General features: G+C 63.5%; 13 protein-coding genes. 7 read left to right on the top strand and 6 right to left on the bottom strand.

Annotated features, from left to right (window positions below):
* Window positions 1-168 precede the first annotated feature (168 nt).
* Together JN279_RS22395 and JN279_RS22390 are read left to right on the top strand one after the other, a co-directional pair.
* The gene (locus JN279_RS22395; protein ID WP_244734083.1) at window positions 169-1047 is read left to right on the top strand and encodes a LysR substrate-binding domain-containing protein; all 879 of its coding nucleotides are present in this window, start codon (window positions 169-171) and stop codon (window positions 1045-1047) included.
* Between the two features lie 194 nt (window positions 1048-1241).
* On the top strand, window positions 1242-2699 hold the full coding sequence (locus tag JN279_RS22390) for an NCS1 family nucleobase:cation symporter-1 (protein ID WP_096446205.1): 1458 nt from the start codon (window positions 1242-1244) through the stop codon (window positions 2697-2699).
* 68 nt (window positions 2700-2767) lie between these two features.
* On the opposite strand, the gene JN279_RS22385 is transcribed toward JN279_RS22390, so the two are convergent.
* From JN279_RS22385 to tpiA, 5 genes are all read right to left on the bottom strand, one after another.
* Complete coding sequence (locus JN279_RS22385) at window positions 2768-3313, bottom strand: DUF1697 domain-containing protein (RefSeq protein WP_202350250.1); 546 nt, start codon at window positions 3311-3313, stop codon at window positions 2768-2770.
* Between the two features lie 15 nt (window positions 3314-3328).
* Window positions 3329-4966 (bottom strand): CTP synthase, encoded by a 1638-nt coding sequence (locus JN279_RS22380; protein WP_096446209.1) that lies wholly within the window; start codon window positions 4964-4966, stop codon window positions 3329-3331.
* 216 nt (window positions 4967-5182) lie between these two features.
* On the bottom strand, window positions 5183-6298 hold the full coding sequence (locus JN279_RS22375) for a L,D-transpeptidase (protein ID WP_096457318.1): 1116 nt from the start codon (window positions 6296-6298) through the stop codon (window positions 5183-5185).
* Window positions 6299-6510: 212 nt separating this feature from the next.
* The gene (gene secG, locus JN279_RS22370; protein ID WP_096446211.1) at window positions 6511-6981 is read right to left on the bottom strand and encodes a preprotein translocase subunit SecG; all 471 of its coding nucleotides are present in this window, start codon (window positions 6979-6981) and stop codon (window positions 6511-6513) included.
* A gap of 167 nt (window positions 6982-7148) precedes the next feature.
* Window positions 7149-7919 (bottom strand): triose-phosphate isomerase, encoded by a 771-nt coding sequence (tpiA, locus tag JN279_RS22365; protein ID WP_096446213.1) that lies wholly within the window; start codon window positions 7917-7919, stop codon window positions 7149-7151.
* A gap of 143 nt (window positions 7920-8062) precedes the next feature.
* Between tpiA and JN279_RS22360 the strand changes: the two genes are divergently transcribed.
* From JN279_RS22360 to JN279_RS22340, 5 genes are read left to right on the top strand one after another with little or no spacing between them, the layout of a single operon-like run.
* Complete coding sequence (locus tag JN279_RS22360; protein WP_202350248.1) at window positions 8063-9955, top strand: SurA N-terminal domain-containing protein; 1893 nt, start codon at window positions 8063-8065, stop codon at window positions 9953-9955.
* Window positions 9952-10962 (top strand): anthranilate phosphoribosyltransferase, encoded by a 1011-nt coding sequence (gene trpD, locus JN279_RS22355; RefSeq protein WP_096446217.1) that lies wholly within the window; start codon window positions 9952-9954, stop codon window positions 10960-10962. Before JN279_RS22360 ends, trpD begins: the two co-directional genes overlap by 4 nt.
* A 3-nt stretch (window positions 10963-10965) precedes the next feature.
* Window positions 10966-11778, top strand: a complete 813-nt coding sequence (trpC, locus tag JN279_RS22350) for an indole-3-glycerol phosphate synthase TrpC (protein WP_202350247.1) — start codon at window positions 10966-10968, stop codon at window positions 11776-11778.
* Between the two features lie 2 nt (window positions 11779-11780).
* Window positions 11781-12263: a cyclic pyranopterin monophosphate synthase MoaC gene (gene moaC, locus JN279_RS22345; protein WP_202350246.1), complete on the top strand. Its 483-nt coding sequence runs from the start codon at window positions 11781-11783 to the stop codon at window positions 12261-12263.
* The gene (locus tag JN279_RS22340; RefSeq protein ID WP_202350245.1) at window positions 12263-13468 is read left to right on the top strand and encodes a molybdopterin molybdotransferase MoeA; all 1206 of its coding nucleotides are present in this window, start codon (window positions 12263-12265) and stop codon (window positions 13466-13468) included. The genes moaC and JN279_RS22340 overlap by 1 nt, the downstream gene beginning before the upstream one ends.
* Before the next feature lie 45 nt (window positions 13469-13513).
* On the opposite strand, the gene JN279_RS22335 is transcribed toward JN279_RS22340, so the two are convergent.
* Window positions 13514-14344, bottom strand: coding sequence for an alpha/beta hydrolase (locus JN279_RS22335; RefSeq protein WP_202350244.1), 831 nt, complete (start codon window positions 14342-14344; stop codon window positions 13514-13516).
* Window positions 14345-14380: the final 36 nt, after the last annotated feature.

The following is a 14380-nucleotide window of genomic DNA, read 5'->3' as shown; positions in this document are numbered from 1 at the left end:
GTGCCGGAGGCCCCGAATAATTGTTTTCAGATGGCGACTTGGTCGCTCTTGCCTTTTGGGTATCCCTGAACAGGCCACGCGATCAAACGCCAATTTTGCCCAAGTCGATTGACAAAAACTCAATCGACAATTCATGATTGGCCAATGGCCCTACCCTCACTCAACGGCATGCGCGCTTTCGAGGCCGCCGCACGTCTCGGCAGCGTCAAGGATGCAGCCGAGGAATTGCACCTCACGCCTTCCGCCGTGAGCCGCCACATCCGCGCGCTTGAAAAGAATCTCGGCCAGGATTTGTTCGAGCGGGGCTTTCGCCAGATCACGCCAACCATCCGGGGCTCTTACTATGCGCGCAGCCTCTCCGAAGCGTTCGAGGCCATCTGGCGCGCTACCGACGATGTCAGCCTCGCCGACGGCCCGAGCCACAGCAGAACGCAACGTGTCCGGGTCCTTTGCGTGCCAGCAGTCCTGAACCTTTGGCTGGCGGACCGGTTGCCGAACTTTCGCAAGCTGCATCCGGCGGTGGAGCTGGAGATCTCGACGTCGGGCAAGCGCGCCAACTTCGATTTGGCCATTGTCGACGAGTTTGTCTATAAGGCCGGCCCGGCCTTGACGCTGCTGATCCCGCTGGTCCTGACGCCGGTTTGTGCGCCCTCGCTGCTCGAAGGACCGGTGCCGCTGCGGTCACCCGCCGATCTGGTCAACCATCACCTGATCCACGAGTGCGAGTCCATGAGATGGAGGCGTTGGCTGGAGCAGGAAGGTGTTTTGGACACGACGCCGAAATCCAGCACGACGCTGGATGACTGCACGCTGATCATGCGCGAGGCGATCAATGGCGCCGGAATAGCGCTTGCCGATACGATGATGGCACAGGATTTTCTGCAGCAGGGCAAACTTGTCGCGCCGTTTGACGCCCGTCACACCTACCCGGCCGGCATCTACCTGCACCAGCGGCGCAGCATCGGCAACAAGCCGGGCACCGGCCTGTTTCAGGATTGGCTGTTGTCCGAAGTCGAAGACCACAAGCGAGTGATGGCTATCGCTTAGCCAAAATTCGAATCACTCGCCCCATGGAATTCAACAGCGGCTCACCATTGCGCCCCCTCGATAATCGCGGTTCGCATTGAATATCTTTAAGGCCAAAGCCGGCAAATGGGTTGCTTGTCGGTTCCCCTGCGTCAGGCTTAACCTGCACGGCCATCGCGTGGAGGCGCGTGGCCAATCAAGGGGAGGACATTGCAGTGACCATAGAAGGCGCATCGCCTGACCTGTACAACGAGGATCTCGCTCCGGCCAAGGTTCGAAACTGGGGACCGTTTTCGATCTTCAACGTCTGGACGTCGGACGTCCACAGCCTGTGGGGCTACTATCTCGCCGCCAGCCTGTTCCTGTTCTGCGGCGGCTTCGTCAACTTCATCATCGCCATCGGCATCGGCTCGCTGATCATCTACGCGCTGATGAACATGGTCGGCTATGCCGGCGTGAAGACCGGCGTGCCCTACCCCGTGCTTGCCCGCGCGTCCTTCGGCATCTGGGGCGCCAACATACCGGCACTCGTACGCGCCATCGTCGCCTGCTTCTGGTACGGCGCGCAAACCGCCGCCGCATCGGGCGCCATCGTGGCATTGCTCACCCGCCTGCAATGGTTCGACGAGTTCAACAAGACCTCGCATCTTCTCGGGCATTCCACTCTGGAAGTGATCTGCTTCGTCATCATCTGGGCGCTGCAGCTGCTGATCATCCAGAAGGGCATGGAAACGGTGCGCCGATTCCAGGACTGGGCGGGGCCTGCCGTCTGGGTGATGATGCTGCTTCTCGCCATCTATCTCTGCGTCAAGTCAGGGAGCTTCGCCTTTACCAGCGATATTCCGATGGATGTGCTGCGCGAAAAGACCGCCGACGCCGGCATTCCGGGCGATCCCGGCTCGTGGACGGCACTCTTCGGGGTCGCGGCGATCTGGGTGACCTATTTCTCGGCGCTCTATCTCAATTTCTGCGACTTCGCCCGCTACGCGCCGGACAAGGCCGCGCTGCGCAAGGGCAACATCTGGGGCCTGCCGGTCAATCTGATCCTGTTCTCGCTGGTTGCCGGCGTCACCACCATCGCTGCCTATGACGTCTATCACGAGGTGCTGCTGCATCCCGACCAGATCTCAGCCAAGTTCGACAGCTGGTTCCTGGCTGCGCTTGCCGCGCTGACCTTCGCGGTGGCGACGCTCGGCATCAACGTCGTCGCCAACTTCGTCTCGCCGGCCTTCGACTTCTCCAACGTCTTCCCGCGACAGATCGACTTCAAGAAGGGCGGCTACATCGCGGCTCTGATCGCGCTGGTGCTCTACCCCTTCGCGCCGTGGGAAGGCAGTGCAGCGCATTTCGTCGGCATCATCGGCGCGACGATGGGGCCGATCTTTGGCGTGATGATGGTCGACTACTACCTGATCCGGAAGGGCGAGGTCGACGTCGAGGCGCTGTACCGCGAGAATGGCGAGTTCCGCTTCCAGGGCGGCTGGCACGTCAACGCCTTCATCGCCGCCGGCATAGGTGCTGTCTTCTCGTCGATATTGCCGAACTTCACCAACTGGCTGCCGTCCTGGTGGGGTGTCTATGGCTGGTTCTTCGGCGTCGCCATCGCCGGCATCATCTACTACGTGCTGCGCACCGCCGCTGTCGGTGCCGGAGCGAAAACGGCAAAGGCCTAAACAAGGGAATAAGGCAGTAGGGCTTAGGCAGTAGAGAACGCTTTCCCCTACTGCCTACTGCCTACTGCCTACTGCCTACCCTCTACCATTTCCGCCAACTTGCGAACCGTGTTCCAGTTGCGCGAGGTGCCGATGCCGAGGCGTTTGTGGTTCATTGCCGCCAGCAGCCGCGACGTTGGCCTCTCGCGCGAAAAGACGACCCAGATGTCGCCGGCGGACGGCAATACCTTCTCGTCCCCGGCGGCATAGGCTTGCAGCGCCGCGACGCCCTCCACGGGCGCGGGTTTGCGCATCACCCGCACAGCCACCTGGTCGCCCGATTCAGCTGAATCGGCCGGAAACGGATTGCCAGCGGCAAGTTTCAGCCATTCCTCGGCAGTGCGCACGATGATGTCGACATGGCGGCCGAAGGTTTTTTCGAAGGCCGTTTCCAGCCGCTGTTCCAGCTTGCCGATATCGGTCGCCCGCGCTTCGAAGACCAGATTGCCGGTCGCCACCAGCGTGCGCGGGTTCTTCAGGCCAAGGCCTCCCGCCATCGCCTTGAGGTCCGACATGACGACCCGGCGCCCCTCACCCAGGATGATGCTGTAGAGGAGCGCGACATAGGTTTGCATGGCAGCGCTGCCGGCTTACACCAGCCTTGACTGTTCCACCGCCGCCTCGATGAAGCTGGCGAACAGCGGATGCGGCTCGAGCGGCCGGCTCTTCAGCTCGGGATGATACTGCACGCCGATGAACCAGGGGTGGTCGGGATACTCAACCGTCTCCGGCAGCACGCCGTCTGGCGACATGCCGGCGAACACCAGGCCGCAATCCTCGAGCCGCTCCTTGTAGTCGATATTGACCTCGTAGCGGTGGCGATGGCGCTCGGAAATCTGCGTGTCGCCATAGATGTCGGCGATCTTCGACCCCTTGGCGAGGTCGGCCTGATAGGCGCCAAGCCGCATCGTGCCGCCGAGATCGCCGGTCTCGCGGCGCTTCTCCAGCATGTTGCCCTTCAGCCATTCGGTCATCAGGCCGACGACGGGCTCGTTGGTCGGGCCGAACTCGGTCGAAGACGCGTGCTCGACGCCCGCCAGCGACCGCGCAGCTTCGATACAGGCCATCTGCATGCCGAAGCAGATGCCGAAATACGGCACCTTGCGTTCGCGCGCGAACTTCGCCGCCAGGATCTTGCCTTCGGAACCGCGCTCGCCAAAGCCACCGGGAACCAGGATGCCATGCACCTTTTCCAGCCACGGCGTCGGATCCTCCTTTTCGAAGATCTCCGATTCGATCCAGTCGAGCTTGACCTTGACGTGATTGGCCAGCCCGCCATGCGAGAGCGCCTCGATCAGCGATTTGTAGGCGTCCTTGAGACCGGTATATTTGCCGACGATGGCGATGGTCACCTCGCCTTCCGGGCTGTGGATGCGGTCCGACACCTTCTGCCAGGGCTCCATGCGCGGCTTCGGCGCCGGATCGATGCCGAAGGCGGCCAGTACCTCTGAATCAAGCCCCTCCTTGTGATAGGCCATCGGCACGTCGTAGATATGCGGCACGTCGAGCGCCTGGATGACGGCGCTTTCCCGGACATTGCAGAACAGCGACAGCTTTCTGCGCTCTTCCTTGGGAATGGCGCGGTCGGCACGCACCAGCAGGATGTCGGGCGCGATGCCGATGCCGCGCAACTCCTTGACCGAATGCTGAGTCGGTTTGGTCTTCAGCTCGCCCGCCGTCGGGATGTAGGGCATCAAGGTCAGGTGCACATAGACGGCATTGTTGCGCGGCAGATCATTGCCGAGCTGGCGGATCGCCTCGAGGAACGGCATCGCCTCGATGTCGCCGACCGTGCCGCCGATCTCGCACAGCACGAAATCATAGTCGTCATTGCCGTTGAGGACGAAATTCTTGATCTCGTCGGTGACGTGCGGAATGACCTGGACGGTGGCGCCGAGATAGTCGCCGCGCCGCTCGCGCTCGATGATGTTCTTGTAGATGCGGCCGGTGGTGATGTTGTCCTGCTGATTGGCCGAGCGGCCGGTGAAGCGCTCGTAATGGCCAAGATCGAGATCGGTCTCGGCACCATCATCGGTGACGAACACCTCGCCATGCTGGTACGGCGACATCGTGCCGGGATCGACATTGAGGTACGGGTCGAGTTTTTTGATGCGTGCGCGATAGCCTCGCGCCTGCAGGAGAGCCCCAAGGGCCGCTGCGGCAATGCCTTTTCCAAGTGAGGAAACCACGCCGCCTGTGATGAATACATATCGCGCCATGGGAGTCATCGCTTAACGCGGCCGGATTGATTCCGCCAGAGAAAAAACCACCGCGAAGGCTTTTTCCCAAGAAGGCGTCGGACCATGATCCCGAAAGTGGGATCCGGTTTTCTCGGACAAACGGTTTCCGTTTGTCCAGGGATCACGACCGAACAGGCTTGATCGTGAACGAGGCAAAACAAAAGGGCCGGCTGAGCCGGCCCTTTCGGCAGGATGGTGGAACCGTCAGATGATGACGACTTTGGTGCCGACTTTGACGCGGCTGTAGAGATCCATGACGTGCTCGTTGATCATACGGAAGCAGCCATTTGAGGCGCTGGTCCCGATCGACTGCGGCGCAATGGTGCCGTGGATCCGCAGATGCGTGTCCTTCTTGCCGTCATAGAGGTAGATGGCGCGCGCGCCGAGCGGATTCTGGCCACCGCCGGGCATGCCGTCCTTGTACTGGCCGTAGTGCTTGGGCTCGCGCTTCTGCATGTCGAGCGTCGGGATCCAGCGCGGCCATTCCTGCTTGTCGCCGACCGCGACCGTGCCCTTGAACTGCAGGCCTTCACGACCGACGGCGATCGCGTAGCGACGCGCGGTCGAAAACGATTCGACGAGATAGAGGCGGCGCGCGCTGGTGTCGATGACGATGGTGCCCGGCTCATAGCCGGTGAACTCGACATCCTGCGGTACGAATTCCGGTTTCACCTTGAACGGCTTCTTGGCGTCCCTCTTGGCGAGAGCCTGGTCGAGAGCCCGCGTCTCGGGCAGATAGCTGATCGACGAGCCGGACGAGGTGCCGCCGAACAGGCCGGCGAATAGGCCGCCGCTTGGCTGATTCTGGCCGACGACCTCGCTGCGCAGTTCGCTATTGTTGCCGGTCAAGGCGACATTCATCGCCTCGGCCGGAAGCGGCTCGGCCGACTGGATCGGCGTCAGCGGTTCAATGATCTTGGTGGTCTTCTTGGCTGGCTTGGCCTCGGCCACTTCGGTTGCTGGAGCAGGCTTGCCCTTCTTGGCCAGGAAGGCCTGCCGTTCCGCGTCGGCCTTGGCCTTGGCCGCTTCACGCATCGCCAGCTTCCTGGCTTCGAGCGCCTTGGCCTTGGCGTCTTCCTTGTCGGCGACGATCTTGGCCTCGATCTTCTTGATCTGGGCGAGATCGTCCGGTGTCGGGTTTTTCTTCTTCTTGAGAAGCTTCAGTTGCGCCGCATCGCTTTTGACCGCTGCGACGGGGATGGCGTCGGTTTTGTCGACCGACTGATTGGCGGCCAGATTGGCCGGCACGCCGGCGAAAGCCGGGGAACTCAGGCCGAGTACGGCGCAAAGTCCCAAGAAAATGAAGCTGCGAAGCTGCATGGCGAAGATCCGATCGTTCAATGCTTGTTGCCCACGGCGTCGCCCGGCGTCCCCCAAGGACACCGAAAATGCCGCGTGCAATCTATAGTCGAATAAGCGCGGGCGCCTCAAGCGCGAGACCCCGCCGCTGCCCGTCGAATCTTCGTGAACGCGCAGCATTTGCCGCGACTGTGTTCAAACGATCACAGGTCGCGGTTTGGACCAGATGGAGCTTACTGGTTCGGGACCTGCGGTGCCGCTGGCGCCGTGTTGGTGGTGCCGTTGCTTGCCGGCGGCGTCGAACCAGAGGCCGGCGCGGTCGCCGGAGCTGCCGGCGCGGGCGTCGTCGCAGCGCCATTGCCCGACGGCGGTGTCGGGGTGGTGCTGCCGGCGGGCGCCGGGGTCGTCGTGCCAGGCAACTGGTTGAGCACGCCCTTGCCGTCCGAGGTCGCGGGCACGCGGTCGAGAATGTCGATCGGCTTCTCGCCATAGCGGGCAATGATCGACAAGGTCAGCGACGTGACAAAGAAAGCCGCCGCCAGGATCGCCGTCGCTCGCGTCAACGCATTGGCGGCGCCACGCGCCGTCATGAAGCCCGATCCGCCACCAATGCCAAGGCCGCCGCCTTCTGAGCGTTGCAGCAGCACCACGCCGACGAGGGCGAGCACGACCATGAGATGGATGACGATCAGTACGGTTTGCATAGTTTATCCTGGCAAGGCCTTGCCCGGCCGCGGACACGACCGGTGAATTGGAGGCGGCTCAATACAATGCTTTCACGGCATTTCCAAGCCCGTGGCCGGAATATGGGAAGCAACGCGCCCTTTGCAACGAATTTGGACGGGATGCGACCCGCCCATCGTCGTGATTATCAGCCTGAAATGCTGCGATAGGCTTCGGCGATACCCAGGAAATCAGCCGCTTTCAGGCTGGCGCCGCCCACCAGCGCGCCATCGACATTCCTGACGCCCAGCAGCTCCACCGCATTGGACGGCTTGACCGAGCCGCCATAGAGGATGCGCATCCTGGCGGCGGCGGCGCCGAGCTTCTCCGACAGTTTTTCGCGGATATGCGCATGCGCTTCGGCCACATCGGCGGCGGTTGGGGTCAGGCCGGTGCCGATCGCCCATACCGGCTCATAGGCAATGACGGTATTGGATGGCGTAGCACTCGGCGGCACCGAGCCGTCGACCTGGCGCGCCAGCACGTCGAGCGTGGCGCCGGCCTCGCGCTGCTGCTGCGTCTCGCCGATGCAGACGATGGCCACGAGCCCGGCGCGCCAGGCGGCGGAGGCCTTGGCCTGGACCGTCGCATCGTCCTCGCCGCGTTGTTCGCGGCATTCGGAATGGCCGACAATGACATGGCTCGCGCCGGCGTCCTTCAGCATCTCGGCCGAGATGCAGCCGGTGTAGGCGCCGCTTTCCTTGGTGTGGCAATCCTCGCCGCCGGCATGGACCGGCGTGCGCGACAGAATCTCCGCGGCATGCGAAAGCAGCGTCGCGGGAACGCAGACCAGGGCCTCGGTCTCCGCGTCGAGCCCGCTCATGAACCCATTGCCGATCATCCTGAGCTCGTTCAGCGAGGCGCTGGTGCCGTTCATTTTCCAGTTGCCGGCGACAAGCGGGCGAATTCCTGGCGTCATGGTCTGCTTCTCCGGGCGATATCAAGCTCTGGCCCTCACTACCAAAATCAGGCCACAAAGCAATCGACAGTGGGCCGGAAGGGCGCTATTGCGCTTGTTTCAAACTCGGCGCATGCGAAAATGCGCATAAATCGGAAGTAACGATGCTTGGTATATTGAGAAGCGCGGCGGGTACCTGGGTCGCGAAGACATTGCTTTCGCTGCTGGTGGTCAGTTTTGCCGCCTGGGGCATCTCCGGGAAGCTGATGGGCGGCTTTGCCGGCCACGATTCGGTGATTACGGCGGGTGGCACCAAGGTGTCGATCAACGAATACCGTCTCGCCTATGATCGCCAGCTTGCCGTCATGTCGCAGCAGTTCGGTCAGCGCCTCACCCATGAACAGGCAAAGGCGCTCGGCATCGACAATCAGGTGCTGGCGCAGCTCGTTTCCGGCGCCGTGCTTGACGAACAGGCCCGCAAGCTTGGCCTCGGCCTGTCCAAGGACCGGCTGGCCGAACTGACGCGCGAGGATCCGGCGTTCAAGGGCCCAGGCGGCCAGTTCGACAAGAGAACATTCGAGTACATGCTGCGCCAGGTCGGCATGCGGCCCGAAGACTACCTCAAGAACCGCGCCCAGGTGGCGGTGCGCCAGCAGATCGTCGAAGCGGTCTCGGACGGCCTCAAGGCGCCGGACACTTTCTTCAAGGCGCTGGCGCTCTATCGCGGTGAGGACCGCACCATCGACTATCTGGCCTTGCCAAAGACGCTCGTCGAGCCGATCGAGGCACCGAGCGACAGCGTGCTTCAGGCCTATTTCGAGACCAACAAGAAAACCTACGCTGCCCCCGAATACCGCAAATTCTCCTATGTCCGCCTCGAGCCGGTGGACATCATGGATCCGACCGCCGTCACCGACCAGCAGGTCAGCGACGATTACAACAAGAACAAGGCGCGCTACACCACGCCCGAAATGCGCACCATAGAGCAGCTTGTGTTCAAGACGCCGGATGCGGCCAAGGCAGCGTTCGATTCGCTCAAGGCCGGAGCCACCTTCGAAAAGCTGGTGACCGCCGAAGGCAAGACCCCGGCCGACACGCTGCTTGGCACATTGGCCAAGGACAAGATCGCCGACAAGGCGGTTGCCGATGCCGCTTTCGCGCTCAACGCCAATGAAGTCAGCCAGGTCGTTCAGGGCACCTTCGGTCCGGTGCTGCTGCGCGTCACCGAGATCAAGCCCGAGGTGGTGAAGCCGCTCGCCGAAGTCTCCGACCAGATCCGCAAGGACCTGGCGCTTGGCGAGGCAAGCCGCATCCTGCTGGACGTGCACGACAATTACGAAGACACCCGGGCTTCCGGCAGTTCGCTGGCCGAGGCGGCCGCCAAGCTGAAGCTGAAGGATATTACCATCGACGCAATCGACCGCAGTGGCCTCCGGCCGGATGGCTCCATCGTCAAGGACCTGCCGGAATCGCCGGAGCTGATCAAGGCGGTCTTCGACGCGGAACCCAACACCGAAAACGAAGCGCTGACCACGGCCGACAACGGCTTCGTCTTCTATGAGGTTGCTTCGATCACGCCGGCTCGCGACCGGACGCTGGACGAGGTCCGCAAGAAAGTTGTCGCCGACTGGACGGCGGCGGAGACCACCAAGCGGCTCGCCGCCAAGGCGGGCGAGCTCGACAAGCGGCTCAAGGCCGGCGCCACGCTCGACGTCATCGCCAGTGAGCTCAAGCTGGAGAAGCAGACCAAGCGCGGCCTGAAGCGCGAAGCCGACGATGCCGATTTCGGCAAGGAGGGCGCTGCCGTGATGTTCGGCGTCGGCGAAGGCGGCACTGGGTTGATCCCCTCGCCCACCGGTGACGGACAGATCCTGTTCAAGGTCGCCGAAGTGTTCGAGCCCGCCGGGGCCGATGCCAGCTCGGTGCCGGAGGACGCACAGAAATCCTTCACCTCCGGCATGTCGGACGATCTGCTCGACCAATTGGTGGCGCAGTTGCAGACGCAGTACGACGTCCGCATCGACCAGACCGCCGTTGCCCAAGCCGCGACAAGATGAGCGCGCTGAAAACCCATATCGCCAAGGTGGCGGCTGGCACCGCGCTTTCCTTCGAGGAAGCGCGCGAGGCCTTCGACATCATCATGTCGGGCGACGCGACCCCAGGCCAAATCGGCGGCTTCCTGATGGCGCTGCGCGTGCGCGGTGAGACGGTCAGCGAGATTTCAGGCGCTGTTGCCACCATGCGGGCCAAGATGCTCCGCGTCGAGGCGCCCGCGGGTGCCATCGATATCGTCGGCACCGGCGGCGACAATTCCCACAGCGTCAACATTTCGACGGGGTCGGCCTTCGTCATCGCCGCCGCCGGTGTTCCGGTCGCCAAGCACGGCAATCGCGGCCTGTCCTCGCTGACCGGTGCGGCCGATGTGCTGATCGCGCTCGGGGTCAAGATCGATCTCTCGCCCGAGTTCATCGGCCGTTGCATCCATGAGGCGGGCGTCGGCTTCATGTTCGCGCCGGCGCATCACCCGGCGATGAAACATGTCGGCCCGACCCGCGTCGAGCTCGGCACCCGCACCATCTTCAACCTGCTCGGCCCCCTCTCCAATCCGGCTGGGGTAAAGCGGCAGATGGTCGGCGTGTTCCTGCCGGAATGGATCATGCCGGTGGCCGAGACGTTGAAGGCGCTGGGCACAGAGCATGCCTGGGTCGCCCATGGCGATGGCTATGACGAGATCACCACCACAGGCGAGACCCATGTCGCCGAACTGGTTGGCGGCGAGATCCGCAGTTTCACGCTCACTCCGGAAGAATTTGGGCTGAAGCGCCACACCAAGGACGAGCTGCGTGGCGGCGACGCCGCCTACAATGCCAAGGCCTTGCGCGACATGCTGGGCGGCGCTGCCGGTGCCTATCGCGACACCGTGCTGATGAATGCCGGCGCTGGACTGGTGATCGCGGGCAAGGCGACGACGCTCGGCGACGGCATCGCGCTCGCCGCGCAAGCCATCGACAGCGGCCGGGCGCTGCAAGTGCTCGACCGGCTGGTCGAAATTTCAAACGGGTGAACCGTGTCTGACATTCTGCGCAAGATCGAGGCTTACAAGCGCGACGAGATCGCCGCGGCCAAGGCACGCGTGCCGCTGGCCGAGATCAAGGCGCGGGCAAAAGACGCCGACGCACCGCGCGGCTTTCTCGCCGCACTCGAGGCGAAGCGCAGATCGGGCAACTTCGCCCTGATCGCCGAAATCAAGAAGGCCAGCCCCTCCAAAGGGCTGATCCGGGCCGACTTCGATCCGCCGGCACTGGCGCAGGCCTATGAGAAGGGCGGCGCCGCCTGCCTTTCTGTCTTGACGGATGCGCCGTCCTTCCAGGGCGCTCCGGAATTTCTCACCAAGGCACGGGCAGCCGTCGCCCTGCCCGCGCTGCGCAAGGATTTCCTGTTCGATCCCTACCAGGTCTATGAGGCGCGCGCTTGGGGTGCCGACGCCATCCTGATCATCATGGCCAGCGTCGATGACGCCCTGGCGAGCGAATTGGAAGCGACCGCATTCGAACTCGGCATGGATGCGCTGATCGAGGTGCATGACGAGGCAGAAACGTTGCGCGCTGTAAAACTGTCGTCGCGGCTGATCGGCATCAACAACCGCAATCTGAGAACGTTCGAAACCAGCCTCAAAACCTCGGAGCGGCTGGCGCCGATGGTGCCGAGCGGCCGCCTGCTGGTTAGCGAGAGCGGCATTTTCACCCATGACGACTGCCTCAGGATGCAGAAGACCGGCATCGGCACCTTCCTCGTCGGCGAAAGCCTGATGCGGCAACAGGATGTCACCGCGGCAACGCGCCTGCTTTTGACGGGCAAGGCGCTGGCCGAGGCCGTCTGACGATGACAGCTGCCCTCACCCATCTCGGCGCGCAGGGCGAGGCCAACATGGTCGATGTCGGCGACAAGCAAGAAACGACGCGCACGGCGATCGCCGAAGGTTTCGTGTCGATGCAGCCCGAGACGCTGAAGACCATCCTCGCCGGCAACGCCAAGAAGGGCGACGTGCTCGGCACCGCGCGCATCGCCGGCATCATGGCGGCGAAGAAGACGCATGAGCTGATCCCGCTCTGTCATCCGCTGCTCCTCACCAAGGTTTCCATCGACATCGAGCCCGACCACGCGCTGCCCGGCCTGAAAGTCACCGCGCTGGCGCGCGTCACCGGCATGACGGGCGTCGAGATGGAGGCGCTGACCGCAGCATCGGTCGCCTGCCTGACCATTTACGACATGGCCAAGGCCGTGGACCGCGCCATGGTCATCTCCGGCATCCGCCTGGTGGAAAAGACCGGTGGCAAGTCCGGCGACTACAAGGCTGGCGCCTGATGGCGCTGGTTCCGGTCGCGGAGGCGCTCGAACGCCTGCTGGATGGCGCAGCGCCACTAGCCGGCGAAAGCGTTGCTCTCCTCGACGCGGTCGATCGTGTGCTGGCGGAGCCTGTCACAGCCCTGCGCACCCAGCCGCCCTTCAATGCCTCGGCCATGGATGGTTATGCCACTCGCGCAGTCGATGTCGCGTCGGCGCCGGCGCGACTTTCGGTGATCGGCATGGCGCCGGCCGGGCGTGGCTTTGGCGGCTCCGTTGGCGAGCGCCAGGCCGTGCGCATCTTCACCGGTGCCCCGCTGCCTGAGGGCGCCGACACCATCGTCATCCAGGAAAACGTCCGGGATCTCGGCGACGGCCATATCGAAGTGACCGAGCCGACGGCGGAGTGGCGCAACATCCGCCGCATCGGCCTCGACTTTTCCAAAGGCGACGTGCTGCTGGAAATAGGCCGCGTGCTCGACCCGGCGGCGCTGTCGCTGGCTGCATCGGCCAACCATCCCACAGTCACTGTCGTCAGGCGCCCGCTGGTCGCCATCATCGCCACCGGCGACGAGCTTTTGCCGCCCGGCAGCGAACTCGGGCCCGACCAGATCATCTCGTCCAATGCCTATGGCGTTGCTGCGGCGGCGCAATCGGTCGGCGCTCGCGCGCTCGATCTCGGCATTGCCGCCGACCGCAGGGACGCCATCGCAGCGCTGGTGCAAAAAGCGGTCGCGGCCGGTGCGGATGTTATCGTCACGCTTGGCGGCGCCTCGGTCGGCGACCACGATCTGATCCATGACGTGCTGACCGGCGAAGGCATGGAACTCGGCTTCTGGAAGATTGCCATGCGCCCCGGCAAGCCGCTGATGTTCGGCCGCCTCGGCGCCATCAAGTGCATCGGCCTGCCCGGCAACCCGGTGGCAAGCCTGGTCTGCTCGCAACTGTTCCTGAAGCCGCTGCTGGCAAGGCTCGGCGGCCGCAATCATCACCAGGACATCCGTCCGGTGCGGCTTGGCGCCGCAATGCCGGCCAATGATCTGCGCCAGGATTATGTGCGGGCGGTAGTCAGGGAAGACAAGGACGGGCTGGTGGCGACGCCGTTCAGCATCCAGGATTCCTCGATGCTGAGGATGCTGGCCGACGCCAACGGGCTGATCGTGCGGGCACCGTATGCCCCCGCATCCGCTGCCGGCGACACTTGTAGCGTGCTGATGCTGCGCTGAAGAACCGCCACATAAACCGCTGATAACGTGGAAAAATGATCTCGGTTATTCCGAGATCAAGGTTCGCGTCAGTGCGTGCGCCGGATCGGCGAGGCCGTCGACAATGTCGTAATGATGCCGGTCGGGCTCGACCACGGCACTGGTGGTGGCGCCAAGGCCGGTCCAGATGTTGGCCAGCAACGCAGTCTGGCGCAGGAACTCCGAGCGCTCGCCACCGCCGACCCAGCAAGTGATGCGAACGCCGTCCATCGGCCGCAGCAGCGCCGGGCTTTCGGCCAGTGCCTCCGGTTCATCGATCGCCAGTGTCGCATTGTGCCCGGTGAACATAAGCGGACGCAGATCATGCAGGCCTGAAATCGAGACGACGTGGCGAATGCGCTTCGCCACATCGGTGGCCAAGGGCGTTGACGTGGTCACCATGCGGCTGGCGAGATGTCCGCCGGCCGAATGCCCGGTCAGCATCAGCGGTCCCTCGACCATTGCCGCCGCCTTGTCGATCGCCGCGCCGATTTCGCGGACGATGCTGGCGATGCGTATGTCCGGGCACAGCGTGTAGGACGGCATCGCCACGGCAAAGCCGTTGCCGACCGCGCCCTTGGCCAGGTGCGACCAGTCGTTCTTGTCGGACTCCAGCCAATAACCACCATGGATGAACACGACGAGCCCCTTGGGCGAAACCTCGGGAAGGAAAAGATCGAACCGATTGCGCGGTCGCTCGCCATAGGCAATGTCAATGCGAGCCCGGCCCTCAGCCAATAGCCCGTCCCGAAACGCTTGCGCCGGTTCGGTCCATGCGGCCGGCCAACGGTCGCTGCCGGCGATATTCGCACCATTGGCGTAGGCATTGTCCCAATCGGCAATGCGGTGTTCGAGCATCGGCACCCTCCCCAAAGCGCATCCCTTTGGCGCTAG

It is taken from the genome of Mesorhizobium sp. 113-1-2 (assembly GCF_016756475.1).
GTDB classification, from domain to species: Bacteria; Pseudomonadota; Alphaproteobacteria; order Rhizobiales; family Rhizobiaceae; genus Mesorhizobium; species Mesorhizobium loti_C.
This window is presented reverse-complemented; position numbering and strand designations above follow the sequence as displayed.

Coding starts and splice junctions, on each gene's coding strand:
- JN279_RS22395 (WP_244734083.1), top strand. CDS start 169: ATGCGCGCTTTCGAGGCCGCCGCACGTCTCGGCAGCGTCAAGGATGCA.
- JN279_RS22385 (WP_202350250.1), bottom strand. CDS start 3,313: ATGCAAACCTATGTCGCGCTCCTCTACAGCATCATCCTGGGTGAGGGG.
- JN279_RS22380 (WP_096446209.1), bottom strand. CDS start 4,966: ATGACTCCCATGGCGCGATATGTATTCATCACAGGCGGCGTGGTTTCC.
- JN279_RS22375 (WP_096457318.1), bottom strand. CDS start 6,298: ATGCAGCTTCGCAGCTTCATTTTCTTGGGACTTTGCGCCGTACTCGGC.
- secG (WP_096446211.1), bottom strand. CDS start 6,981: ATGCAAACCGTACTGATCGTCATCCATCTCATGGTCGTGCTCGCCCTC.
- tpiA (WP_096446213.1), bottom strand. CDS start 7,919: ATGACGCCAGGAATTCGCCCGCTTGTCGCCGGCAACTGGAAAATGAAC.
- JN279_RS22360 (WP_202350248.1), top strand. CDS start 8,063: ATGCTTGGTATATTGAGAAGCGCGGCGGGTACCTGGGTCGCGAAGACA.
- trpD (WP_096446217.1), top strand. CDS start 9,952: ATGAGCGCGCTGAAAACCCATATCGCCAAGGTGGCGGCTGGCACCGCG.
- moaC (WP_202350246.1), top strand. CDS start 11,781: ATGACAGCTGCCCTCACCCATCTCGGCGCGCAGGGCGAGGCCAACATG.
- JN279_RS22340 (WP_202350245.1), top strand. CDS start 12,263: ATGGCGCTGGTTCCGGTCGCGGAGGCGCTCGAACGCCTGCTGGATGGC.
- JN279_RS22335 (WP_202350244.1), bottom strand. CDS start 14,344: ATGCTCGAACACCGCATTGCCGATTGGGACAATGCCTACGCCAATGGT.